The 26,308-nt window shown below is 61.1% G+C and carries 19 protein-coding genes and 1 tRNA gene; 4 read left to right on the forward strand and 16 right to left on the reverse strand.

Annotated features, from left to right (window positions below; all coding sequences use genetic code 11):
- Window positions 1–134 precede the first annotated feature (134 nt).
- The 16 genes from ACQK2L_RS27370 to csrA form a co-directional block, all read right to left on the reverse strand.
- A complete protein-coding gene (locus ACQK2L_RS27370; RefSeq protein ID WP_425400228.1) occupies window positions 135–4,967 on the reverse strand; it encodes an SdrD B-like domain-containing protein in 4,833 nt (1,610 codons plus the stop codon).
- 82 nt (window positions 4,968–5,049) lie between these two features.
- Entirely contained in the window at window positions 5,050–6,108 is a 1,059-nt protein-coding gene (locus tag ACQK2L_RS27375; protein WP_425400229.1) for a WD40 repeat domain-containing protein, read from the reverse strand.
- Window positions 6,109–6,282: 174 nt separating this feature from the next.
- On the reverse strand, window positions 6,283–6,957 hold the full coding sequence (locus tag ACQK2L_RS27380; protein WP_425400230.1) for a hypothetical protein: 675 nt from the start codon (window positions 6,955–6,957) through the stop codon (window positions 6,283–6,285).
- 43 nt (window positions 6,958–7,000) lie between these two features.
- On the reverse strand, window positions 7,001–9,292 hold the full coding sequence (locus ACQK2L_RS27385) for a CehA/McbA family metallohydrolase (protein ID WP_425400231.1): 2,292 nt from the start codon (window positions 9,290–9,292) through the stop codon (window positions 7,001–7,003).
- Between the two features lie 161 nt (window positions 9,293–9,453).
- A complete protein-coding gene (locus ACQK2L_RS27390; RefSeq protein WP_425400232.1) occupies window positions 9,454–11,049 on the reverse strand; it encodes a TrkH family potassium uptake protein in 1,596 nt (531 codons plus the stop codon).
- Window positions 11,050–11,061: 12 nt separating this feature from the next.
- Window positions 11,062–12,402 (reverse strand): Trk system potassium transporter TrkA, encoded by a 1,341-nt coding sequence (trkA, locus tag ACQK2L_RS27395; RefSeq protein WP_425400233.1) that lies wholly within the window; start codon window positions 12,400–12,402, stop codon window positions 11,062–11,064.
- Window positions 12,403–12,531: 129 nt separating this feature from the next.
- Window positions 12,532–14,361: a hypothetical protein gene (locus ACQK2L_RS27400; protein ID WP_425400234.1), complete on the reverse strand. Its 1,830-nt coding sequence runs from the start codon at window positions 14,359–14,361 to the stop codon at window positions 12,532–12,534.
- On the reverse strand, window positions 14,358–16,145 hold the full coding sequence (locus ACQK2L_RS27405; RefSeq protein WP_425400235.1) for an ABC transporter permease: 1,788 nt from the start codon (window positions 16,143–16,145) through the stop codon (window positions 14,358–14,360). The genes ACQK2L_RS27400 and ACQK2L_RS27405 overlap by 4 nt, the downstream gene beginning before the upstream one ends.
- Window positions 16,146–16,208: 63 nt before the next feature.
- Complete coding sequence (locus ACQK2L_RS27410) at window positions 16,209–17,159, reverse strand: ABC transporter ATP-binding protein (protein ID WP_425400236.1); 951 nt, start codon at window positions 17,157–17,159, stop codon at window positions 16,209–16,211.
- 201 nt (window positions 17,160–17,360) lie between these two features.
- Entirely contained in the window at window positions 17,361–18,638 is a 1,278-nt protein-coding gene (tyrS, locus tag ACQK2L_RS27415) for a tyrosine--tRNA ligase (protein ID WP_425400237.1), read from the reverse strand.
- A gap of 38 nt (window positions 18,639–18,676) precedes the next feature.
- The gene (gene ispD, locus ACQK2L_RS27420) at window positions 18,677–19,420 is read right to left on the reverse strand and encodes a 2-C-methyl-D-erythritol 4-phosphate cytidylyltransferase (protein ID WP_425400238.1); all 744 of its coding nucleotides are present in this window, start codon (window positions 19,418–19,420) and stop codon (window positions 18,677–18,679) included.
- 9 nt (window positions 19,421–19,429) lie between these two features.
- Entirely contained in the window at window positions 19,430–20,041 is a 612-nt protein-coding gene (locus tag ACQK2L_RS27425; RefSeq protein ID WP_425400239.1) for a pyroglutamyl-peptidase I, read from the reverse strand.
- 102 nt (window positions 20,042–20,143) lie between these two features.
- Window positions 20,144–21,118, reverse strand: a complete 975-nt coding sequence (locus ACQK2L_RS27430; protein ID WP_425400240.1) for an aldo/keto reductase — start codon at window positions 21,116–21,118, stop codon at window positions 20,144–20,146.
- Entirely contained in the window at window positions 21,119–22,153 is a 1,035-nt protein-coding gene (locus ACQK2L_RS27435) for a ferrochelatase (RefSeq protein WP_425400241.1), read from the reverse strand.
- Window positions 22,154–22,280: 127 nt separating this feature from the next.
- Window positions 22,281–22,353 (reverse strand) — tRNA-Glu (locus tag ACQK2L_RS27440).
- 225 nt (window positions 22,354–22,578) lie between these two features.
- Window positions 22,579–22,788, reverse strand: a complete 210-nt coding sequence (gene csrA, locus ACQK2L_RS27445; RefSeq protein ID WP_425400242.1) for a carbon storage regulator CsrA — start codon at window positions 22,786–22,788, stop codon at window positions 22,579–22,581.
- Between the two features lie 427 nt (window positions 22,789–23,215).
- Between csrA and ACQK2L_RS27450 the strand changes: the two genes are divergently transcribed.
- From ACQK2L_RS27450 to ACQK2L_RS27465, 4 genes are read left to right on the forward strand one after another with little or no spacing between them, the layout of a single operon-like run.
- On the forward strand, window positions 23,216–23,770 hold the full coding sequence (locus ACQK2L_RS27450; RefSeq protein ID WP_425400243.1) for a 4Fe-4S binding protein: 555 nt from the start codon (window positions 23,216–23,218) through the stop codon (window positions 23,768–23,770).
- A gap of 27 nt (window positions 23,771–23,797) precedes the next feature.
- Complete coding sequence (locus tag ACQK2L_RS27455) at window positions 23,798–24,463, forward strand: NADH-quinone oxidoreductase subunit A (protein ID WP_425400244.1); 666 nt, start codon at window positions 23,798–23,800, stop codon at window positions 24,461–24,463.
- A gap of 13 nt (window positions 24,464–24,476) precedes the next feature.
- Window positions 24,477–25,007, forward strand: a complete 531-nt coding sequence (locus ACQK2L_RS27460) for an NADH-quinone oxidoreductase subunit C (protein ID WP_425400245.1) — start codon at window positions 24,477–24,479, stop codon at window positions 25,005–25,007.
- Between the two features lie 48 nt (window positions 25,008–25,055).
- A complete protein-coding gene (locus tag ACQK2L_RS27465; RefSeq protein ID WP_425400246.1) occupies window positions 25,056–26,255 on the forward strand; it encodes an NADH-quinone oxidoreductase subunit D in 1,200 nt (399 codons plus the stop codon).
- The last annotated feature ends 53 nt before the right edge of the window (window positions 26,256–26,308 follow it).

Here is a 26,308-nt window from a genome sequence, read left to right on the forward strand (position 1 = left end):
CTAACATCAGGCCGGGGCCAAGCAACAATGGACGACCCCGACGAGGCAGTCCCGGGGAGTTGCCCCGGGCTGGCATGTTGCGGGCCCTTCGGGCCGAATGATCTGCTTGCGGACGCAAGCGTAGTTGCCGTGCCTTACGCCGCTTCGCTTGGTGGCAGTTCTTCGGTCGGCGTGTAGATGGCCGGTTCGTCGATGCCGTCGCCGTTCCAGTCGCCAGCGATTGGTTTGTCGTCGATGGTGCCCATATCGAATACCCGGTCGACCGCGTCATGTTCGAGGTTGCCGTTGGAGTCGAGTGTCCACTGCCCGCCGGCGTACACCGCGAGGTCGTCGATGCCGTCGCCATTCCAGTCGCCGACTACCGGCGTGCCGTTGCCGCCGAACGCAACGGTGTGATCGGCGTCGGTGAAGCGGCCGTCGCCGTCGACGTCGAGTTGCCACACGCCGCCACGGAACACGCCGATCGTGGCGATGCCATCGCCGTTCCAGTCACCCGTCACAGGTTGGTCGTCCACGGTGCCGTAGCCGAACACGTGGTCGATCAGATCCTGACGGGGATCGCCCTGGCGGGTGCGTTGCAGCGTGCGGTGGCCGTTGGTTGCCTCGGCCGTCTCCGGCGGAACGTTCTTCTCCTTCGGCGCGAGCGGACCGTGAGCGTTCTGGGCGTCGGGCAAGCCCGGTTCGTACTTGATCGCCCGCGGGTCGCCGGCCCAAATGGGCCCGAAGATGGCAATGTCGGTCTTGCCATCGCCATCCCAGTCGCCGGTGGTGGGAAAGTCGCTGGAGGTGCCTAGCTCGGCCATGATGTCACCCGAGTCCCAGCGGCCGTTGCCGTTGAGATCGAGGTACCACTTGCCGTCGATGAACACGCCGACTTCGTCGATGCCATCACCATCCCAGTCGCCTACCACGGGAATGCCCCGCGGATGACCAAAGATGGCCAGCGACGAGTTCTCTTCGTCAGCGTAGTACTCGGCAACTTCCTGCGTCCACACTGCCCGGTTCAGTTCGGCCTGTTGCCAAGTGGCCGACATCTGCGTCGAGGTCAGGTGCATCAGCGCCTGGCCTTCGGCAGGCACGGAGCGTGGGAAGCCGGCGTTCACCAGACTCAAGTGCCATGTGTAACCCACTTCATCCCCGCCGCCGTAGAAAATCGGGTCGGGCCGCTCCGGCGCGATCAGCGGGAAGACAAACGGCGATATTTGGGTCGTCGGGGTCGAGAACACCGGTGGCGGTGTGCGCGGCGGCGTCTCGGGCGGGATCCAGATGGTGCGCGTGTCGACTTCGCTGAAGTTGTTCTCTATGGAGTGCTCGCCTGGTTGCAGCGGAACGCGGAAGATGATGTCGTTGCCGAACCGCTCGCGCATCTGCTCGATGGCTTGTTGCTGCTCAATGGTTTTCTGAATGGCTTGTTCGCCCAGTTGGCTTCCAGCGTTGACCACCAGGCCGCCTAGCGAACCTTCGGTGTCGATGCTGTCGATCAGGCCTTCGGGATGAATCTCCACCACCGCGTAGGTGCCGGCGGAGAGCCCGTCGAACTCGTAGTAACCGTTGGCGTCGGTCACCGTGCGAATCGGGCCGTCGCCGTAGTACCCAGAGAGCGCTTCGTCTCCGAAGATGGGGTCGCCCGTCGCTCCGTTTCGCAGTTCCAACACCACTCCGGAAAGCGGGCGGTCGTCGGGCGTGCGAAGGCCGTCCTTGATGGTCCCCAGGTCGGGCAGTTCGCCAATCACGAGGATCGGCTCGCCATCGATGAACACGTAACCCGAGAGCTTGGCCGGCGGAATCTCGCAGAAGTCGTACTCCACCAGGTGCTCGTCGGAATCGATCTCGATGTCGCCCATCGTGTCGATGCCAAAGTACGACCCGCCGCCCGATCCAAGGTGATAGCCGCCGTTGAAGTACTCGATCGGCTGGTGCTCGTGCACCGTGTAGTTGCCGGGCCGCAAGTTCTCGAAGGCGTACTCGCCATTCTCGTCGGTGTAGGTGGTGGCGATCACGTTGCCCTGCTCGTCCAACAGGTCGATCTGCACGCCAGGAATCACGGGATCGCCTTCTTCGGCGATGCAGTCTCCGTCGGGATCGACGTGTACCTGGCCACGAATGCTGCCGGGCAGCAGCTCGCCGAAGTTGTACTCCTCGCCCGACTCGCCAAAGCCAATCATGATCTGGCTGATCATGTCGCCCGGTGGCGATGGCAGCGCGGTGCCGCCCAGGTTGCCCGGCGTGTCGATGCCGTCGAGCCAGCCTTCGGGATGAATCTCCATCACCGTGTACTTGCCAGGCTCCAAGTCGGTGAACTCGTAGTAGCCTTGAGCATTCGTCACCGCGCGACGCCCAGTGTCATTGCCGTCGCCGTGGAGCAACTTGAGTGTGACCTGTGCGATGCCATCTTCGCTGTCGCGATCAAAAACGCCGTCGTTCGAGCGGTCGTGATACACCCAGCCGCTCAGCGTCACGCCCAGGTGCTCGCAGAAGTCGTAGTTCACTGCATCTTGGCTATGACCAAGCTGAATGTTGGCGATGTCGTCCGGCGCGATGCGCGTGCCGCCAGCGGTGCCGACGCGCTCTTCGCCATCATGGTAGCCGTCGGGCTGGTGCTCGCGCACGCGGTATTCACCCGCGTCGAGTCCGTCGAAGCGGTAACGACCTTGCGCGTCGGTGTAAGTCGTGGCGATCACCGTGCCGCTGGCGTTCATCAGATCGATCTGCACCCCTTCGAGCAGGATCTCGGGATTGTCGAAGTCGCAGTCCGGACCACTGGTGGCCATTACGAAGCCAGCGATCGAGCCGGGCGTGTGTTCGCAGAAGTCGTAGTTCACGCCGTGCATATCGGAGCCGACGATGATCTCGGAAAGCGAATCGGTGCCGGTCTGCTCGCCACCTAACGTGCCGACGCGGCGGCCGCCGTTCAGCCAACCTTCAGGCTGGTGCTCGTGCACTTCGTACACGCCGGGCACCAGGTTGGTGAACGCGTACTCGCCATCGGCGTTGGTGGTGGTCGTCGCGATCACCTGGCCTTGATCGTCCAACAAGTCGATCTGCACACCTTCGAGTAGCAGTTCAGGATCGTCGAAGTGGCAATCGCCATCGGTCGAACCAGTCACGCGGCCAGCGATCGAGCCCGCCAAGAGTTCGCCAAAGTTGTACTCCTGGGCCACGTCGCCAAATGCCAGCATCGCGCCCGTGATGCGATCAACCGGGCCGGCAACTTCGCTGGCCGCAGTGCCGCCATGCGTGCCCGGCGTGTCGATACCGTCGAGCCAACCAACGGGTTGGTACTCGCGGACGCCGTACTTGCCAGGGGCGAGGTTCGTGAACTCGTAGTAGCCGACTTTGCCCGCCTCCGCCGAAGTGATGGTGGTCAGACCGGTCGACTGGCCGTTGGCGTCGAGCAACTCCATCAGCACGTTGCCGATGCCTTCCTCGGTGCCGCGGTCAAACGAGCCATCGTTGGAACGATCGTGGTACACCCAACCCGAAATAGACGGGCCGATGTGCTCGCAGAAAAAGTAATCCGTGGCGTCGACGCCCGAACCGAGGTGGATCTCGGAGAACAGGCTGTAGGCGTCGCCAATGTCCGACTTGGTGCCGCCCGCCGAACCGACGCGCTCGCCACCGTCGTAGTAGCCATCGGGCTGATGCTCGCGAATCTGGTACTCGCCCGGCGTGAGGTCGTCGAACCGGTACTCCCCGTTCTCGTCGGTCAGCGTGGTGGCCAGCACGTTGCCATCGGCGTCCAACAAGTCGATCTTCACGCCGCTGAGCAGCATCTGCGGATCGTCGAAGTAGCAATCCTCGTCGCGCGAACCACTCACTCGACCAGAGATCGAGCCCACCAGCAGTTCGCCGAAGTTGTACTCCACTCCGTCGTCGCCGTACGCCAGTACCGCACCGGTGATGCGGTCGACGCGGCCCGCCGATTCGTCGGCCGCGGTTCCGCCGTGGCTGCCGGGGGTGTCCTTGCCGTCGAGCCAACCGGAAGGCTGAATCTCGCGCACGCCGTACGTGCCAGCTTCGAGGTTGAGGAATTCGTAGTAGCCTGCCTGGCCGGGTTCGCTGGAGGTCACTGTGGTGATGCCGGTCGAGTTGCCAGCGGCGTCGAGCAACTCGAGTGTCACTCCGCCGATGCCCTCTTCGGTGTCGCGGTCGAATGTGCCATCGTCCGAACGATCGTGGTACACCCAGCCGCTGAGCGTCGCCAGCGGAATTTGCGCGGCGTGGGCCACCGCGCCCGCGGTGCGGTCGGTGTAGTCGTGCGACGTGGAATAGATGTCGTCGGGCAGATCGAGTTCGAGGCCCGTGGCCGACTCGGCCGTCTGGCGGCGACCGTCGAATGCGTCCCAGTAGATTCCCTCAAGCGTGAGATCGACGAAACCAACTACCGAGAACTCACCGACCATCGTGCTCCGCTCGAACTCGGCACCTTCGACCAGCGAGTTAACGCTATCGCCCGCCGGATCGACGAACTGCAGTTCATCGGCATCGACCGAGAACTTAAGCGACTCGCCTGCGTCGAAGCCGCTGAAGGTGAAGACGATTTGCGTGCCGCCGTCGGCAACCGAGATGCTATCGATCACGAAGCCATCGGCTTCTTGCACCGTGAGGCCCACCGACTTGAACGCACCGTAACCACCATCGGCAGTGTCGAAGAAGATGTCGCCATCGGTCAAACCATCGAGGCGCTTGTCACCATCGATAGTCAGACGATTCAGCGTGGTTCCTTCGGCTCCGCCCATGAAGGTGACTTCGATCACGTCGGGCTGGCTGTCGTCGCCGGTTGCTTCCTCGAAGTACACGCTGCCCAGCAGCACCTCGGGCGCGAGTCCATCGGCCGCCAGTAGTTGGCGTGGTTCGAGCACCTCGACGTGCCCGCGCACCGGCGTCGAGCGACCGATGCTGCTCGCGCGAGGGGCGACAATAGTTTGAGCCGTCTTGGGTCCGAACAGGCGGTGAAGAAGTCCCACGGTATGCCTCCTTGCAGGCGTGGTGCCAGGTGCGCGTTATGCGTTGGTCGAATCGCTGCTACGAGAGCGGCGGTGCGAATGTCTACCTCGTCGCCGTGCCGGGTGCGCCGGCCGTCTTGGGGCTATTGGGCTTTGCCAGATTCCAGATGCGAATCGTGGTGTCGAAGCTGCCACTGGCGAGCACCTGCCCCGAGGCGTCGGTCGCCAGCGAGGTGATCGTGCCGGTGTGCCCTTCCAAAATCTTCACCAGCGAAGGAGCCCCGGTGTGCCAGATCTGTACTCGGTTGTCGCTTCCGCCGATGGCCAATTGATCGTCGCTGAGGTACTTCAAGCAAAACACCTTTGCCGGCCGCGTGGGGATCTGTCCCACCAAGGTGCTGGCCGTGGCGCTGAACACATTCACCGTCGCTCCATCGCCGCCACAGGCCACGTTTTGTCCATCGCTGGTAAACGCCACCGCGCGAAGCCGGCGAGTGTCGGCTGCGATCTGATGCTGTAGTTGGCCGGTCACCGCGTCGAACAGTCGCAGCGTTCCATCACCGCTTCCCACCGCCAGCGTCGACCCATCGGGCGAGAACGCCAAACAGGTGTAGTCGTTGCGCGGCGACTGCAATTGCAGCGACTGGTGACCGCCCGACAGGTTGAATACCTGTGCACAGCACTGATAACCCGCCGCGGCGAACTGCACACCGTTGGGATGAAACACCACGGTCCGCAAAGGTCCTGCGCCCGGCGTGGTGGTGTTGAGCTTCTGGCCCGTTTGGGAGTCCCACGAAGTGCAGCAGCAGTCGGCGGCGGCCGAAACCACCGTCTTGCCGTCCGACGACATGGTGAGCCCGCGAATCCAATCCTTATGCCCGTGCAACTGATGGCTCAACGACGCGGTCGGCACATCGAACACCCGCACCACATGATCGTCGCCCGCGGCCGCCAAACGCTGCCCGTCGGGCGAGAGCACCACGGCGGTTACCACCGCGGTGCGGCGCTGCGGATTGGTATCCGCTGCGTCGGGGTCGCCAAAGGAAATCACCTTGACTGGCGTGGTCTGTGTTTCGTCCGCCACGGCCAGCGCGCCAGTGCAGCAGGCCACTGCTAGCGTCGCGAACACGCGGCGATTGATAGAGAAAAGCGTGGCGTCCATGCCCATATCGATCCTTCGTTCCGCCGAAGCAAAAAAGACAATCCCTCCTCTCCTCTATCGACCACCAAGGCAAGCGGCTTTCAGCAGAATGTCGTGAGATCCGCAAGACGCTAGCACGTGGGCCGGGCTGTCAATGAGCAATAGGTGGCAGCAACTGCCATAAAGCGCAGTCGCCTACTCCGCTTGTTGGTCCACCTCGCCGAGTGTTCGCCGTGCTTTGGCATTCTGGAGTCGTCTAGCAAACAAAGTCGCAAACAGGGTCGAGAGCCCCAGAAGCACGAGTCCGCCAGAGGCGAATATCCACATCTCTCCGTGCCAAGACACGAACTTCCCCACCGCTGATAGCACGCACACTACCGTGGCCAGCAGCAGCAGGGTAGTTACTCGAAACTTCAGCAGTGGCCCGGTTACAACGTAGTCGTCCAGCCGCTTGGCGACCGACCAGGCTACGGCCGCGTAAAGCCCCGTGATCATCAACGCACAAACGGTAAGCAAGTTCGGCACTGTTGGAACCGCCTCGGAAGGCCCCAAGTTGAATGCAGCAATGACCAGTGCCACGATGGCCACACTGCACAGACCCGACAACCCATAGCAAAGCAGCAGCCAAGAAGTACGCCGCATGGCTAGCCAAGTCACGATGAGTCCGAGAATTACGATCACCGGAAGTGTCCCGACGATCGACTCCACTTCAAGCCACGACAAACCCGCCGCTAGCCAACCCGACAGGCAGTGAAATAAGCAAAATAGCCGCAAGCCCAGAACTTGACCGTTTTGCGCTGGAGTAGACTCCGCCTGCTGCGTGGCATGCGGCAGCGCGTTGGCTGTGTTGGGTAGGTGCTCGTCGGACATGGGCGGTGGATATCCCGATTTGGGGCCAACGCCATTCTATCATCTACTCTTTGCTTTCTTCCAGAATGCGCGAGTACGTACGCTCCGCGTGGCCGTAGGCGTGCTCGAAGTCCTCCACTTCATCCGGTGCGATGAAGCGCCGCTTCGACGCACGGCAGCGGGCCACTGAATCCAGGCACCATTGGGCGCTGGCTCGCGAGGCGCGGATCGGTTGGTCGTCCACCAGCACAAACACCGGGTTGGTATGCGAAGAAGGTAAAATGCGTAGCGCAATCCAACTGCTGCGGTCGATCGCCACGACGAATTTCACTTCGTGAGGCGAGCCGTCGGCGACGATCTCTTGGCGGGCGACGGGCTCGCCGTTGACGATCAGCTCTACCGGCACGGTGCGGCTTGTGTCGATTCGCGCCCGCTCGATATGCCAATACGGCTTCTGCGTGTAGTGCAGGTTGGCGAGCTCAGCGTCGGGCTCCTCCGGTAGGTAAGCGGTGGCCGTGGCGGTGACCGTCACCTGTTGGGCATCGTCGAGTGACAACTCGCTCCCGTTCTGCCCCATGGTCACCCGGTTTCCATCGCCATCGGTGACCGAAAAGTCCATCAAGTGGCTGCGGCCATCGCCCACGTAGTTGGCGCCCTGGCGAAGGCCTTCGCACCAGGCGTCGAACGAGAGATCGCCAGCGAGCTTGACGTACGACCGCCCGAGGCCAACGCGTTCGCCGTAGATGCAGGGAAAGTCGGTCTCGCCGCTGATGCGTGTGCGGAAGCCGCAATTCAGCACGTGGTACCAAATATTCAACTCCCACACATACGGCGTATCTACCATGGATAGGAAGTCGACCGCTGGCACCAGCGCTTCGTCCGGCCCCGGCACTTCGTGCGTAACATCCACGATGAACTCGTTCGCCCCAATCCCGTCATAGGGTGGCACCTCGTTGCTGGGCAACTGGTCGTCGGAGATTTGCAGCCCCCAACCCGTGTGCGCAGGTCCCACGACCGCCCCCTGCTGTTTGGCCCACTTCAGCGTGTTCAAGCAGAGCGTGGGCCAGTGATGGGTGGAGTCGCCGCCTTGAGGAATTTGCTCTTTCAATCGCAACAGGCAGAGGTGACCCGATTGATGCGAACCAAAGCCGCTCACTTCCACGTCGTAACGCAACAAGTACGGCGGCTTCGAGACTTCGTCGATCTGACCGGTGAAGAACTGCTTCTGGTAATCGAAGCAGGGTCCCCAAGTCAGGTTACAGCCCACTTTCAGGTCTTCGCCCAAGCAGTGCCGCATCATGTCGGGTGCGTGCACGCCTTGGGTGGGCCGCGCGTAGTGGGCGCAGCCGGCGGCGTGAATGTGATGATCGCCCGACCACCAACCCGACAGCGACGGATCGATCCAACGCTTCACCTGAAAGCTCGCCTCGGCGTCCGCGTCGCCGATGGTCACGGTGCGCGCTTCGGGGATCGACTCCGGCCCTCGCCAGAACCGTACCTGGTACTCTCCGGCGGGCAGCTTAAGCTTCTCGCCATCGCCGCGATAGACCTGTGGATGAAATGCGAAGTCGGGAGCCAGCCGTTTGGATTGCGATGGATAAACCCGTCCCAGTGAGTCTCGAATCTCAAAGCACCCTGTGGTCGGCACGCCGTTCTCGTCCACCACGTGCAGCGTGAGCGAATTGGCCGGCTGACAGTCGAACACCATGTCGACTTCATTGCGGAATCCCAGGTCTTGCGTCCCCTGCCCGACGTCCATGGCAAACTTTGCGTCCCGCTTGCCGGCGTCGCGCGAGTAGAGCGAGATCAACCGGTACTCGAGTTCCAGCCCGGTGAGCGTCGGCGTGAGCGGCTGGCCGTCCAGCATCACCAGATCGAGCCAACGATCGATCACCTCGCTCTCCGGCGAGTTGTGCAGCGACGCCGCGTTCGGGCTGGTGCACTGCAACTTGGCAGTGACGCCCGCCTTGTTGTGAACCTTCACCAGGAACACTCGCCAGCCGTTCTGCGTGAGCATCTTCTCAGCCGGCCCCGCATGCACTTTGACGCGCGACTCGGGATTGATGTGTACGTCGAGCAACACCAGCGGATCGAGCAACTGCTGCACGCGAGCCACCGCTTCGGAGGGCTCCAGTCGCGCCGCTTCGCGCAGCCCGGCGACGATTTCTTCGGGCAGCGGATCGCCGACGTACTCGCGCGCTTGAATCAACCGCCGCACCTGCGCGCCGAGCGGTTGCCAATCGACCTCTGTGACGACCGGCAAAGGAGGCTGCGTCTGAGCGACCACGACCTGTGGAACCGCCAGGCCCAAGAAAATCGCCAAACATGCCAACCGCCGCGTCACTTGGAGATTCATCGCTGACCTCGAGATACAGAACAGACCGTGCGGGAACCGAAGCGAACCACTTACCCCCGCTACACGGTGATTGTACCAAAGAGGTTTTGCAGTCGCGTGACCTTGTTGGAAAATCGCTGCTGAAATCGCGCAGTGGATAGCTACGGCGCGCGCAGCTCCAGCTAATGGCTGCGCCAGAACCCAGGTAGAAGCAGGGCCAGTACGGCGAACAGTTCCAGACGGCCGAGCATCATCAAGAAGATGAACAGCAGCTTGGAAAGCGGTTCGAAGTTGGCGTAGTTTTGCTTGGCGCCCACCGTGCCAAGGCCGGGGCCGATGTTGTTCATCGTTGCGGTCACGGCGCTCGCGCAGTCGATCAGCTTGTTCTCGACCGGTTGGCCGACTTCGGTCCAGGTGTGCTCTGGCTCGATGGCTACCAGCGTGATCCAACTGAGCATGAAGATAAATGCCACCAAACCGAAGTACAGCAGAATCTGGTTTCGCAGTTCGGGATCGGTTGTCACGTTGTCGCCGAGCTTTAGCGGTCGAACGACCGACGGGTGGTAGGAGCGCTCGATTTCCATGCCGAGAATCTTGACGAACAGCACGTGCCGAATGACCTTGATCCCACCGCCCGTGCTGCCGGCGCAGCCGCCCACGAACATCAACAAGAACAGCAGCGCCCTGGCCAACTGATGCCAGTTGTCGAAGTTGTGCGTGCCATAGCCAGTGGTGGTCATGATGGAGACCACCTGGAACGACACGTAACGGAAAGCGATGCCGATCTCTCTCAGCCACGGAATTTTGTCGTTCGGGTCGAACTCGTGGTACGTGCCAAGAGACATGGCCATGATGGCGAAAGTCACCAACGCCATCCCGCCCAAGTAGGCACGCCATTCGATGTCCTTCCACATCGCCTGCCAACGACCGATGAGAACCAGATAGATGAGCGCGAAATTCATCCCGGCAATGATCATGAACACCATAATGGTATAGTCGACCAGCGCGCTGTCGAACGCGGCCACGCTGTCGTTGTAGGTGCTGAAGCCGCCCGTCGCCATGGTGCCGAAGGCATGGCACAGCGCGTTGAAGAGGTCCATCTTCTCGCTTTCCAGCATCAATATCACGGTGAGTATGAGATTCAACGCGACATAGATGGCAGCGAAATTCCACGCGGTGTGCTGCATGCGTTCCTGAGAGCCCTCCTTGCTGGGCCCGGGCATTTCGGCTCGCATGAGCGCCTTGCCCGCGGAGCCTTGCCCCAACACGGCGACGAACAACACGATGATGCCCAAACCGCCCAAGAAGTGCGTGCTGGATCGCCAGAACAGGATCGACCGCGGCACAAGCTTGGTGTCTTCCAGATCGGTGATCACCGTGGCTCCGGTCGTGCTAAAACCCGACTGCGACTCGAACAGGCAGTCGTACACGCTCATGGGCACGCCTTTGCTGCGGTCTTCCGGCAGGTGCTCGCGGCACGTACCACTGAGCCAGAACGGCAGCGCGCCGAGCACCGTAGCGAGCACCCAACTAAGCCCGACCACAGCCATCGCTTCCTTGCGAAACAAGTGCATCTTGGCATCGCGTCCGAGCCACCTGAGGAGCGCGCCGGTTGCAAAGCAAACGACCATCGACGCCAGCAGCGCGAAGCATCCAGCACGCTCGAATTCGGGCGCAACGCCCATCGCGGGGAACGCCCAAGGCACACTGAACAGCATGGTAATGCCCATCAGCCAGCAGAGCACGCCGAGGAGTCGGGCAACGAGTGGATAGTTCATCGCAACTGCTCGTTAGTCGTTGCCAAACATGCGAATCGCGGCCTCGGCATGGTCTTCGTCGACCATCACCACAACAGTATCGCCCGGCTTCAGGCGATCGTCCGCGCCTGGCACGAAAGCAAACTCGCTACGAATCACGGCCGCGACCAGACAGCGCTCCGGCAGGCTAGTATTCGCCAGCACTTGCTCGGTGATGGGCGCGCCTTCGTTGACCTCGATCTCGAGAATGCAAATGCCGCCTTCGCCAAGCGAGGTGCGGGAGATCACCGGACCGCTATTCAGATAGCCGAGAATCTGCTTGGCGACCACCTCCCGCGGACTCACCGTCAGGTCGATGCCCAGCTTACCGACCACATGAGCGTAGTCGGGGCGGCTGACCAGCGCCATGACCGTCTTGGTGCCGATGTCACGGGCCTCGACGGCAGCCATGATGTTGTTTTCATCTTCACCCGTGCAGGCGACGAACACGTCGGCGGCGCCAACGCGCTCCTCTTCCAAACTGGCGCGACGCGTGGCGTCGGTGAACACCACGGTGGTGTTCTGCAGCTGACTGGCCAGCAGGTCGCATCGCTCGCGGTCAGTATCGAACAACGAGACATTAAACCGTTGCGTCTCGAGAATACGCGCGAGATGATAACCCGTTTCACCACCGCCGGCGATCACCACGCTCAGGCGGCTTCCGGTGCCGCCGCACAGCATGCTCTTGACCGAGTCGACCTCCTTGCGCGAGCCGATCACCGTGAGTCGATCGCCGCTTTCCACGACGTCGTCGGCCGAAGCGATGCGACTTTCGCCTTCGCGGACAATCGAACCAACTCGCACCCCGCCTGGCAGGCCGAGTTCGCGAATCGATTTGCCCAGGCTCTTCGACTTGGGCGAGACGAGCATCTCGTGCACTTCGATTTCGCCCCGGGCCAGATTTTCCACCACCACCGAGCCTGGATGGCGAATGCCGCGGGCGAGTTCCATCGCCGAAAGGTGTTCGAGGCTGATCAAGCGGTCGATACGAAAGTGCCGCTGGTAGTCGAACGTGCTCAGATCGCGAAACACGGGGGCGTACACACGGGCGACGGTCCTGCGTGCGCCCATCGCCTTGGCCATGCTGGCCGAGACCAGGTTCACCTCGTCGTCGCCGGTAACCGAAAGACAAAGGTCGCAACTGGTAACGCCCGCCTGGAACAGCACGCTGGACTGCGACGCCGAGCCGCACAGGCCGCGTACGTCGAGTGTCTCGTTCACCCGGCGGATGTGGTCGGCGTCATGGTCCACGACCGTCACCCCGTGGCCGTTCTGGCACAACAGGGCGGCAATGGACTCGCCTACCGTTCCGGCTCCCAACACAACGATTCGCATCAAAGCAATCCTTGGCTACCCATCGAACCAGAACGAACAGCTCCCCCGATATGCCTAACAACGTTAAACGCCGCAGGGACTAGACGCAACGGGGGGCGCTGCGGTGGATGGAGAGACGATTGGCAAGAATCAGTTAGGATTGGCCGCTTCGGCGGGCTCATCGCTGGAGGGCTCGGCGGCGGTCGACTCGCTCTCGCTGGAAGGTTCTTTGGGTTCGGCGGCAGGTTCCGACTCCGGTTCGGCGGGCTGATCGCTGGACGATTCAGCTTCCTCCATCGCCTCGGGAGTTTCGGTCTCCGCGGGCTCTACTTCGGTTTCCTCGGCCGGCTGCTCCTCGCTGGGAGTCTCCTCCGCAGCTTCCGTATCGTCGTTGGCGGATTCGCGATCCTTCATTTCTGCCCGGCGGCGGATCTCCTCTTCGAACTCGCCTTCGGAGTCGAAGTCCTCGATCACGTCCCACAACACGAAGTCGTCGGGAATCTCTTCGCCCAGCGAGTCGAGCACTTTGCGATAGTCGACCACGAACACCAGAATATCGTCGCCCGTCACGCCATCGGGATCAAGCAGGTCGGGGTAGGTGTCGAGCACTTCTCGCCACTTCTGGAAGCCCTCTTCGTACAGCCGCTTCGCCTCATCGTCCGCCTGGCGCTCAGTGAACTGCTGCTTGGCTTCGAACATCTTGCGTCGTGCCTCGACGGCAGTATCGGTCTGCTCGAACTCGGCGCGGAGCGCCCAATAGTCGTAGTTCGCGTCGTTCTTGTATCGACGGGTGTAAATGAGGTTCGTTCGCTCGTCCACCAACTTGCGGGCGAGGATGCCAGCCTCCTTGTTTAGCTCGGGCTTGTCCTTGGCAAGTCTTTCGACGAACTCCATGTCGGAGACTTCGATTGTTTGCTCCGCTTCGTAGGCAAGTTGAGCCTCGTCGTTGTTGCGTTGTTCGATGGGCTTATCCAAGGCAGCACGCTGCTCGTCGGATAGTGCGTCGCGCTTCTCTTGGACCATCTTCTCGCGCAGACCCGGCGCCAGGTCCTCTAATTCCTGCTCGAGCTGCTCAACCAACTCGGCCAACTCGTCTTCATGGCCAAGACGCAGCACGCGCCCCGTTGAGTGCTCGATCTCCAGGTCGCCAAAGTCTTTCCACTCGTCGGCCGCAACTCTCCAGGCCGCTTGCCCCTTGGCGAACTGCCCTTCCTCTTCAATCGCCTCGGCGTAACTCATCTGCGACTTGGCAGGCGATGAGTAGAAGATTTTTTCGCTCTTCTTGCCAATGCTCTTGTTGCGATCGCGAACGGCCGAGATACCGTTCAGGTATTCCATCTTCGCCACCAGCCAGTTATCGCGTTCGTCGGCCCCTTCGGGAACGTCCTCGCCGTGGAACTCATCGTCGTTCTTGAACAGCTCGCGGTATTGCACGTACTCGTCGGCGCGGCCGATTTTCTGGCCGATGAACCAGCCCAACTCCCACAGCAGTTGGGGAATGTCGCGATTCTCTTTGTTCTTATCCACGCCCTGCTTGAGGAACTCAATGCCCTCGCGAACGTAGTAGTACCGGTCGCGGTAGTCGTCAAACTGCACCGACACGTTGTAGCTCACATTCCACGACTGGTATTTCCAGAACGTGATAAAGTTGGGCTGCAGGCGGGCCAGTTGCTCAAGCGTGGCGGTCAGGTTGGTCCAGTCTTCCTTCTTTTTGTACTCGTCCGCCTTGTTCCACAGCAAGTTTACCGCCACGCCGCGAAGTCCGAGTGTGGCGAGCTTCATGGTTTCGCTGGCGGGGTCGATCTCGCCCAAATTCGACTGAGCGAGTTGGTGCTTGACCTTCATCCTCGCTAGCGAATAGTCGCCGCCGTTGGGATTGGTAACCGTCGCAGGCAAGCCCAACACGGCGATCGGTGCGAGCAAGATAATGAGGGCGACCGCGTAGCCCACTTTGCGATTGAAAGAACTTTGTTTGTTCATTTCGCCACCTCGCGATTACGCAGGAGGAAGTACCCCACAATCACCAAACCAACAACGTACCCCAATCCCGTGATGAGTTGCTGCGCGACCAGGTTGCTAGGAATGTCGAACCCGTAGGCCACGTAGTCGGCGGTGCTCAGACTACTGAAATCGGGCAGGATGCTGGCGAGCACGTACATCAACCCTTGCAAACAGTCGTCCGCGAACCGCATCAGCGTAATACCAAAATGCTGATCCTTGAAATCGGATATCAGGTTCATATGCGTGGGGATGCGGACCAACGCCTCGATTGGACCGCCGCCTTTCACGTCGCCGGTCGCGACTCCCATCAGGAAGTCCCGCTGGAATCCTAACAGGATGAACGAAACCGTGAAGAGCATGGCGATGGGGCCACTCAGGACCGTGCTGCCGGTCACCGCGATCGCGATCACTACCACCATCTGCACCCAGATGCTGAGGTAAGCCTTCACGAAGTTCCACAACGGAGAGCCGTCGCTGAGGTGAATGTAGCAGTCGCCCCGCGCAAAACCGAAATACTGCGCGCGATCGAGACACTGCACCACCACCTCCAAGCGGCCCTCGTCGTCTACCAGGTCCTCCAGCAGATTGACCGGCTGGTTGTTGGTATCGGTGAGTTCTTCAGGAAAGTACTTCAGGTCGATGGTGTTGTCGTCGGCATAGAAGAACTCGGGCGCAGTCTTCAGTTCGCTGCCGGGACGCTTGAGTTGAATGGTTCCTTGCACCGGCGTGTTGATGTCGGCTTTCCAGGTTCGGAACACGCGCACGACGATCTCGATGGGCAGAAACCTTCCCTCGTCCTTCTCATCGATCAGGGTATCTTCGTCGATGCCTTCGAAGGTCCAAACGGCTGCCGCCTGGGTGCCGCCCTCGATAAAGCTACGGTAGCCCCACTCCTTGCCGACACTCACGCCACGCTCGACCTTCACACCTTGGCGATTCAAGAAGCTGAGCTCTCCGTACATGGGCTCCCGGGCGCGCAACATACCTTGCGCACCAGACACGACGTACTGATCGCCCTGTTGCTCCACGGTATGCTCGTGACCATGCTCGTAGACTGCCACGATTTGGCCGTCTTCACGCACTTCCAACTTGTGCGAATGGCCCTTATTGGTCGAGGTCCGCTCCGGCAACTCTCGCTGGGCGGCAATGGTGTGGGTGTGCTGCAGCGCGCGATAGACAAAGACGTAACTACTCGCCCCCATGAGCAACAGCAACACGCTGCCCACAACCGTAAAGCCGAGAATGCGTCCGAGGATGATATCGCCAGAGCGCACTGGCTTGGTGACTACCGTATAGATGGTCTTGGATTTGAAGTCGTTCGGCAGGCTAAACACCGCAAGCAACAGCGCGATAAATAGCCCCAGGAACGAAGTGGCCGTGAGCACGAAGCTGAAGAACAGCTTCGCCGGTTCGCGGTCGGTTTTCAGGAACCATCCAGCGAACAACAGCAGCAGCACGAACACCGCAATCGCCACCCACACGCGGCGACGGAACGCTTCCTGCATGGCCACTTTGGCGATGGCCCAGATGCGGCGGGGAGAGATGTGGAACAACTCGCCAAAGGCGTTTGCCACCACGCGATACACCTTCTCGCCAGCCTTCACCGGGCCGTAGAGGATGCTGCCGATGACCAAACCGATCACCAGGCTCAGCACGCCCAACACGACCATCACCAACAAGAAGTGTGGCAGTGCTCCCCAACGCTCTGCATCCAATTGCAGCAGCCATTGCTTAAACGGCAGTAACGGCTCTTCCTGAATCATGGCGGATGGGGAGGGGCTATCGGAGGTCGGCTACTGGATGAAGAGGAGGTACGAATGAACGTCTTAACTAGCGGTCGAAGGGGATTCACTGGACTCGCTAGACTCGCCGGAACTCTCCGGTAGGCTCGCATTGTCCTCGCGTACGATGCGACGGCCCGGTCGAGCTTCACTGTCGCGAACGATCGAGAGGAACAAGTCCTCGAGTGTCGTCGTGGGGTTGTCCATCGAGAGCAGCTCACCTTTGTGGCGGGCGATGACATCGCGGATCTCGTTCTGGCATTCTGCCGAGAGCCCACGCGCCGAAACCTGAGTGACGTCCTCAACCTTCAACAGGTCTTCAACGCGGCCCAGTTCCTTCAGCTCGCCTTGATGCAGGATGGCGATGCGATCGCACACGTCCTGCACATCGGCCAGCAAGTGGCTGCACATCACGACGGTCTTGCCCTGGTCGCGCAGTTCCAGGATCCAGTCCTTCATCTCACGGGTGCCGATCGGGTCGAGGCCACTGGTCGGCTCGTCGAGCAGGATGAGGTCGGGCTCGTTAATCAACGCCTGCGCCAGACCGATGCGACGAGTCATGCCCTTGGAGTATTCGCGAAGCTGACGCTTGCGGGCGGCGTCGAGCTTGACTTGCTTGATGAGTTTGTCGATACGCTCGCGGCGAACATCCGGCGGAATGTCGAACAACCGGCCGTAGAAGTCGAGTGTCTCTTCGGCGTTGAGGAACCGATACAGGTACGACTCTTCCGGCAGGTAACCGATCCGCTCGTTCTTCTCCACATCAGTCGCCGGCTTGCCGAGTACGAGGGCTTCGCCTTCGGTTGGGAAGAGCAAACCGAGTAGCAACTTGATGGTCGTGGTCTTACCGGAACCGTTGGGTCCCAAGAGACCAAACACCTCGCCGCGGTAGATCTCCAGATCGAGTGCCTTGAGGGCCCGAACTTTTTGCCGGCCCCAGAAGTCACGGTAAACCTTCGACAGGGCACGTGTTTCGACGACTACGTTGTCCGCCATCCGGAATTCCTCGCCACTGGCCGGTCTGCGTGAAAAAGCTGAAGTTAGACGCTATGGGGTACGCACTCCAGCGGGGTTGGGTTCGACCCGACGAGAATGCGGCACCCCCCTTGGCTGGTGCAACACCAGCGTCAGGAACGACCTACTATAAATACTGCAAGACAGCGGAGCAACCGGCCAAACCCGTTTGAGAGTAACGGCTTACACGAACCGGACCAGGGCATATTTCTTTTTTCCGCTGCGGAGCACCATGACGGTCTCGCTGGCCAAGTCGGCTTCGGTTACCTGAGCCGCCGCGTCCTCCACTCTGCGATTGTTAACATACGCCCCGCCCTGCTGGATGGTGCGTCGCGCCTCGCCCTTGCTCTTGGCCAGCGGCGTCGCCGACATCAGGTCCAACAGCGGAATACCTGCCGCCAGATCGGCCCTCGGCATCTCGCAGCTGGGCACGTCCGCAAAAATCGCCCCAAGCTCCGCGTCGCTCAAATCGACAATCTCCGCCCCGAAAAAAATGTCGGTCGCCCGCAACGCGGCGGTGAGCCCATCGGCCCCGTGCACCAACTTGGTGAGCTCTTCGGCCAACCGCCGCTGACTCTCCTTCTTGCCGGGTTCCGACTCCCGGCTGGCGTCGAGCGCGGAAATCTCGTCGTGCGACAGCTCCGTCAGCACCCGCAGGCAATTGCCGATGCCGTCGTCGGCTGCGTTGATCCAGTACTGGTAGAACTGGTAGGGGCTGGTCCGATCGGCCGCCAGCCAAACCGCGCCCGACTCGGTCTTGCCCCACTTAGTGCCATCGGGCTTGAGCAGCAGCGGCGAGGTCATGCCGCGCAACTGCACCGAGTGCATCCGCCGCCCTAGATCGATGCCGGCGGTGATGTTGCCCCATTGGTCGCTGCCGCCGACCTGCAACTCACAACCAAACTCACGATTCAGATGCACAAAGTCGTACGCCTGTAGCAGCATGTAGCTGAATTCGGTGTAGCTGATGCCAGCATCCTCGCGACCCAAGCGACCCTTCACCGAATCCTTGGCAAGCATCACGTTCACGGGAAAGTTTTTACCCACATCACGCAGGAACTCGATGTAGCTGAAGCGGCGAATCCAATCGAGGTTGTTTACCAGCTCGGCCGATTGGCTGCCGCAGTCGAAGTCGAGGAACTGTTGCATCTGCTCGCGAATGCCGGCGACGTTCGCTTCCAACACTTCGGGCGACAGCAGATTCCGCTCGGCGCTCTTGCCGCTGGGATCGCCAATCATGCCCGTCGCGCCGCCCACCAGCGCGATCGGCTTGTGACCTGCCTTCTGGAACCGCCGCAGCAGGAGCAGCGGCAGCAAACTCCCCACGTGCAAACTGTCGGCCGTGGGATCGAATCCCGCATACACCACGCGAGGCTTCTCTTCCAGCCAGGTATCGAGGTTCTCATCGTCCGTCGTTTGATGGACGAGGTTCCGCCAGCGCAGGTCGTTGAGCAGGGTCATGTGGATGTGGTCTGTCTTTAGAGTTTAGACTGGAGTGCTCAACGCCAAAGATCGTCGTCCGCAAACGGGTGCGACGCGCCATCGGGCTTCTTGGGCGGGGCGGTTTTCAGTATCTGTTCGGCCAGGCGGAGGTCGCGGCGCCGAGTGATTTTGATGTTCAGCGGCGAATCTTCCACCAAGGTCACGGGGTGGCCCAGCCGCTCTATAAGTTGCGCATCGTCGGTGGCAGGTTCGCTGCCTCGGCGGGCGTAGGCGTCGATAATCCAGTCGCGGCGGAACACCTGCGGCGTGCCAGCCGCCCACAGCGACTCGCGCGAGACCGTCTCGCCAATAGTCGGAGGCTTGCCGGTTGCCCGTTTCAGTGTGGCCGCCACCGGAGTCGCCAGGATGGCCGCCCCAGACTTGGCTGCGGCCGCGAACACCGCGTCGATCGATCGATCCTCGACGCACGGCCGGGCGGCGTCGTGGATCGCCACAAACTCGGCCTGCTCGGAGACTTTCTCCAACCCAGCAGCGACCGAGTCGGTACGCTCGGCCCCACCGATAGCCACATCGATCCCCATGAACGCCAGGTTCGCACCGAACTTGGTGTTGAACGACTCGCGATCCTCTTCGGCGATCACCAGAATCGTCTGGCACACGTCGCTGCGATTGGTGAATCGATCGACCGTGTGCAACCACACCGCGCGGTCGGCGAGCGGCGCAAACGGCTTCTTGTAGTTATTGTCGCCAAACCGCTGGCTACGGCCGGCGGCGGGCAGAATCACGGCGTACTTGGTCATCCCGCCAGCCTACCGAGTTGGCACGCAGGCGGCAATGTCGTCCAGGATGAGCCGCACGCCATGCGCGGTTAACTCCAGCGGCTGCGACGCCGTGGCCACCGCTCGATCGACCACCTGCGACGGATCGAGCGGCAGATGCAGGAAGGCCGACTGCACGCCCAGCTGGCGTTCTGCCGACAGGTGTTGCGACATGTAGAGAATGGCGTTGCATAGATAGGTGCCCGCGTGGTGCGACACCTCCGCAGGGATGCCCTCCTTGCGAAGCATCTGCGCCCACTTGGCCAGCGGCAACTCGCTGGCGTATGCGATCGGGCCGTCCGGCGCAAGCGGCCAGGCCTCCTCCGGACGCTGATCCCGCTCACGACCGCAATTGATGGCCACCGCTTCCAGATCAATCCGCGCATTGCCCGGCGCTTGTCCCAGGTGCAATGCAACATCGACCTCCGAGGTGAGGTCCTCCTCCAACCGAGAGATCATCTCTGCGAACTCGACCGGATACAGCCGCGTCACCACATCCACATCGCTGGGGAGATGACGAGTCAGCTCCTGCAGCACCATCCAACTGGCGTTGGCCGACCAGTCGTCATAGGGCCCGTAGGCGGTGAGCAGCACTCGCGGCATGAGATTTGAACCTCGCGGAGTAAAGGGGATATGCCGCTACAGTAACCCCGCGTCACGGGTTTGAATAGCATTGCCGCGAGAAAAACGACCTTACCCAAGCGACTATTTGAAGTTCCGGTTGCTAACCGCCTCGCCCCGTTCGGCGAGCGCCTGGTCGATTTCGGCAAGCTGCACCCCGGTGAGCTCTACGTCTAGCGCCGCGGCCGACTCACGAATCTGGTCGGGCCGTTTGGCGCCGCACAGCGCGGCGGTAACCCCGCTTTGGGCCAGGGTCCACGCAGTGACCAGCTGGGGCACGCTCCACCCTGCCGAATCGGCAATCTCTCGCAGTCGATCCACCAGGTCCTGGTTCCGCTGCCACTCGTCGCCTTGATACATGGGGTACTTCAGCCGCGAGTCGGCCGGGTCGAACTGGTAGTCGCGCGGCAGTTTGCCGGCCAGCAGGCCCTTCATCAGCACCCAATACACCATCACGGCTACGCCCTGCTCGCCACACCATGGCATGGTCTCTTGCTCGATGCCGCGTTGCAGCATGTTGTACGGCAGTTGTACGGCGGCCAGCGGACAAACTGAGTGAAACGCCTGGATCTGCTCGAGCGACGCATTGCACAAGCCGGCCGAGCGAACCTTGCCAGCCTCGATCAGTTCTCGGATCGCCGCGGCCGACTGCTCGATGGGCGTCACCTCGTCCGGCGAGTGCAGATAGTACAGTTCCACGCGGTCGGTACCCAACCGGCGGAGGCTCTCTTCGCACTCGCGATGCAGCGTCTCGGGCCGAGCGTCGCCCGCCATCTTGTCGCCCTCGAAATGGATACCGCCCTTGGTAGCGATCACCATCTCGTCTCGCCGTCCTTCAATGGCCTTGCGAATGAGCATTTCGCTCTCGCCGTTGGGACCGTAGACGTAGGCGGTGTCCAGGTGATTGATGCCCAGATCGAAGCAAGCGCGAATGGTCGCTAGACTGTCCGCATCGTTGGTGCCGAGCGTGGTGACACCAGCGATGGGCCAGCAACCCAGCGCGACGGGAGCAATCTCGAAACCGGAATTGCCCAGGGGACGTCGATCGGTGTTGGACATCTAGCCTTTCCCCGCCGCTGGAGGTCGCCGGGGCGTATACAGGCAGCAGTCGGTTGGGCAAACGTCGTGGCTGGGGCCCAGTGTGCCAAGCGCAGGGCGGTCGGCGTGTTGCTCCATCCGCTCGACGACCAGTTCTCGCACCATCGACACAAAGCGAGGATGCACGCCCACCGTTGGCACCCGCACTAACTGGATGCCGAGTTGATCGCACAACTCGCGAGCCTCGGTGTCGAGGTCGAACAGCACCTCCATGTGGTCGGACACGAAGCCGATGGGCACGATGACGACATCCCGCACCTCGCTCGTATCGTGCAACTCTTGAATCACGTCGCACACATCCGGCTCGAGCCAAGGCTGCGAAGGTGGGCCACTGCGGCTTTGATAAACCAGACGCCAACTCGCTATTCCAGCACGCTCCGCGACCAACTTCGAGCACTCTGCGAGTTGCACCTCGTAGCGGCAGTTCTCCGCCATCGATAGCGGAATGCTGTGTGCGGTGAAAAGAACGGTAGCCTGCTGCCGCCGCGGTTCGTCGAGCGAGGACATGGCCTTGTTGGTGAGCTCGACCATTGGCTCGATGAAGCCGGGATGGTTGAAGAACACCCGCAGCTTGCTGACTTCTGGTGCACCGTCTCCTACTTCCTCCTGCGCCCGAGCGATGTCCTCACGATACTGCCGGCAGCCGCTGTAAGAACTGAACGCGCTGGTGAACAGCGCCATCGCCCGGCGAACTCCATCGTCGGCCATCTCTCGTAGCGTGTCGGCGAGGAAAGGGTGCCAGTTGCGGTTTCCCCAATATACCGGCAAGTGCATGTCGTGATCTGCGAATTCGGCTTCGATGGCGGCCTTTAACTGGCGATTCTGCTCGTTGATGGGGCTCACGCCGCCAAAGTGCTGGTAATGCTCGGCTACTTCCAGCATGCGCTCGCGCGGTACATTCCTACCCCGCAGCACGTTTTCTAGATACGGTATGACGTCGTCGGGCCCTTCCGGGCCGCCGAACGATACCAGCAGCAGCGCGTCGTATTCGGTCATCGGTGCGTGGTTGATTCAATGGGCACAGATTATCTGTGGATTCACTGCACTCTAGCCACTTCCAAGTTCGGCGGACACCCAGCGCACGAAAAAAGCGGGCGTGCTCGGCACGCCCGCTCGATGAAAGTGACCCCGACGGGACTCGAACCCGTGTTGCCGGCGTGAAAGGCCGGAGTCCTAGACCGCTAGACGACGGGGCCCTAGGAAAAATCCCAACTGAATGAGACGGGGCGAACACTTTTCAGGTTCGCCTAAAGCGATTCGGCAACGACAACTCGTTTGTCGCCGAAAACGACAGCACCTTGGTATAGAAGGCTGACGTTAGATCGTCAACCCAAGGTCGGTAAAGCGTGCCAATCGAAGCAACGAAATTACACGCCGGAAGAAAGAAATCCGGTAGAAACAACGGAACCCACGCAGCCAAATCACTCGGTAGCCGCCGAGTCATTGGCAGGCGAGGGTTGCTCTTCTTGGTGGCGACGAATTGCTTCGTACACCTCGTTGCGATGAACGGGGACTTCCTTCGGGGCTTCTACGCCCAAGCGTACCTTGTCACCACGAATCTCCACCACCACGATGGTGATGTCATCGTTAATGACGATACTCTCGTTCTTTTTACGCGAGAGCACTAACATGGTCCTGATTCCTTCAATCTGGTGGCCGGGGTCGCGCGTGGCCACCTCTCCGACGCTCTGGTCTGCGCCATGTCGGGGAAGCGCACGGACACCCCCCTTGACGGCAAGTTTCCTATCTCCACTCTACGAGCCATTCCATAGGAGTCAAGCGAGCAGTTACAGTTTGGCTTGTATTTTGCATGGAGGTTTTGGCGATTTCACCGATTCTGGCCACTTGCCGCGGCCAAAAGACGCGGAAAACCGCATTGCAGATTGCCTTTCTTAACACTTTTCCAGGAGTTACCCGACATTCCGCCCTTCGGTCCCGCCGAATCGAATGTTGCACCTATGGCCACCTCGTCGTTGGCCGACTGCTAGCGGCGGGGCTATTGGGAACGCGGCGCGCTGCGCTATAATCGCCCCAACAAGGAAGCAGCACGGGCAGCACATGGTCGCACGCGTTAAACAGTTCTGGCCCTGGTTAGGCAACATCGTCGAAGCCGTCTCGACCGTCGCTCACGGAATGTGGGTCACGGCCAGTGTCTGGCTCCGCACTTATCGCCCCGAGCGGAAGGCCTTCACCGAGCTGTTCGAATACCCGGAATTGCCAGTTCCGGTGGCCGCCCGCTATCGCGGCTTCCACCGTTTCGACCTCACCACGTGCATCGCTTGCGATCAATGCGCGAAAGCTTGTCCGGTCGATTGCATCTACATCGGCAAAGATCGTGTCGAGGGTGGCAAAGGATTTAAGGTCACCGGATTCACCATCGACTACAGCAAGTGCATGTTCTGCGCGCTTTGCGTCGAGCCTTGCCCTGTGGATTGCATCTTCATGGGCGCCACGCATGACCTGAGTTGCTACACACGCGACGGCTGCCTGGTCGACTTTTCGCGTTTGCCGCTCGATGTGGCGTGGGGTCGCGCCACGCTCAACCCAACGGCCGTTCACCAGTCGAAACAAGTCACTCAACCTGTCCACGGCGGACCCAACCAACCCGCGTAGTTTTCCATCGCGCACTTGAACGTATCGATGTCCAGCCCAACCACCATCGTTGCCTACCTTGCCTTGTTCGTCTTGGTGGGAGGTGGGTTCCTGCTGGTCAACCTGCTGGTGGGTTACTTGGTGCGTCCGCGAAAGCCAAACCCGGAGAAGTTGGAGATCTATGAGTGTGGCGAGCCGACCATCGGTTCGAGCTTTGTGCAGTTCGATCTGAGGTTCTACGTCGTCGCGCTGTTGTTCATCATCTTTGACGTCGAAGTGGCGTTCTTCTTTCCGTGGGCAACCGTGTTCGGCAAGGCCACCGAGTTGACTGCGCCCAGCGCCGTGATCGTGGCGGCCGACGAAGCCGACTTCGACGCTCCGCCCGAACAGCTATCGGCGTTCGCTCGCCACAAGTTTCGCGAACTTGGCGTCGATCGACTTGAGAACCCCAACCTGTCCGACGAAAGGGCCGCGGAACTGGGGATCTCCAACGACCCTCGCGAGCGAACGAAAGTCGCCACGCAGGGCATAGCGAGGAAAATCGCCTGGACGTCACTAGCCGACATCGGAGTGTTCTTTGCCGTGCTGCTGGTCGGCTTCGCCTATGTCTGGAAGCGAGGCGACCTCGACTGGGTGCGCGCTGTCTCGCCCAAGAAATCTTCCGCTTCTCCGGTTTCCGCCGACGAGGCAACCGCTGTCCGCCGCTCCGCCTAACGATCCTTCCACCATGAACTTCGACAGCATTGACCAACGACTTCGTGATGCGTTCCGCGAGGATGTCGTCCACAGCGAGACCGAGACACTCGATCCCTGGGTCGAAGTAACCCCGTCCCGCTGGCTCGAAGTAGCCAAGTACCTCAAGAGCGACCCCGAGTTGTCGTTCGACTACCTGAACTGCATCACGGGCATCGACTACTTTCATACCGACCCCAAAAAGGCCGCCAAGGCGAAGTGGGAGCCGCACCTCGAACTGGTGTATCACCTAACGAGCATCGCGCATCGCCATCGATTAGTTGTCAAGCTCATGCTGCCGCGGTGGAGCGACGAAGCGGCCGAGCTGTTGCCGCAAGTGCCAAGTGTGAGCAGTGTGTGGAGCACCGCCGATTGGCACGAGCGCGAAGTGTACGACCTGGTGGGCGTCGAGTTCACCGGCCACGCAGACCTCCGTCGCATCTTATGCCCCGAAGACTGGCAGGGGCATCCGCTGCGGAAAGACTACGAGATGCCGCTGGAGTATCACGGCATTCGAGGACGTTAAAGCGGTCCCGAAGAATAGTCCTGTTGAAGAAACCCGAGTTGTTATCCCATGCCTTCCGCCGCCACTAACGTCATCGAACTCGACGTTCGCACCGATGAGATGCTGGTCAATATGGGACCACAGCATCCCAGCACCCATGGCGTGCTGCGGCTCGTGCTGCGGACCGATGGCGAGGTGGTCAGCGAAGTGATGCCGCACATCGGCTACCTGCATCGCTGTGCGGAAAAGATCGGCGAGAACCTCACGCCCCGGCAGTACATTCCGTACACCGACCGCATGGACTACCTGGCCGGGATGAACATGAATCTCGGCTGGGCCCTCACGGTCGAAAAGCTCATGGACTTGGAGGTCCCCGAGAAGGGACGTCACCTGCGAGTGATCATCGCGGAGATGGGCCGAATCGCCAGCCACCTAGTCGGCATGGGCGCCTACGGTCTCGATCTAGGCACGTTCAGTCCGTTCCTGTACGCATTTCGCGAACGGGAGAAGATCCTCGACTTGTTCGAAGAAGTCTGCGGGGCTCGGCTCACCTACAGCTACCTGACCGTGGGCGGCGCCACGGCCGACTTCCCACCCGGCTGGATCGACAAGTGCCTGGCGTTTCTCGATCAGTTCGTACCGGTCATTGCCGAGTACCACACGCTGCTCACCACCAACGCGATCTTCATTAAACGGACCGCCAACATCGGAGTGATGTCCGGCGAGATGGCCATCGACTTTGGTTGCAGCGGTCCCGTGCTGCGAGGCAGCGGCATCAACTGGGACCTCCGCCGCGACGGAGAGCCGATCTACACATCGATGTACGAAGGATACGACTGGGAGGTCGTTTGCCAAGCCGGCGGTCACTACCCGTCGGTCTACGCCGCCCCGGACATTCCCACCGAGGCCGTGCTCGGCGACTGTTGGCACCGCTTCTACGTCCGCATGCTCGAAGTGTTGCAGGCGGTGAGCCTCGTGCGGCAAGGAATCGAAAAGTACCGCACTGCCGAAGGCGACTTCGGCCAGCCGATCAAGCTCACACAGAAACTACCAGCGGGCGAAACGTATTTGGAAACTGAGTGCCCACGCGGTCAGATGGGCTTTGGCATGGTAAGCGATGGTTCGGCCATCCCGTGGCGAGCACGCGCGCGAAGCAGTTGCTTCGCCAACCTGTCGGTCGTGCCCGACTTGTGCCAAGGCTGTTTGATCGCGGACGTGCCAGCGATCGTTGGTTCGCTCGACTTGGTGATGGGCGAAATCGACCGTTAAGGTCCACATTAACCAGTGGCCCTGCGGCGCGCGGCAATCCCTCGACACTTGTC

Origin of the sequence: Aeoliella sp. (genome assembly GCF_965227375.1) — a bacterium.
Lineage (GTDB): Bacteria > Planctomycetota > Planctomycetia > Pirellulales > Lacipirellulaceae > Aeoliella.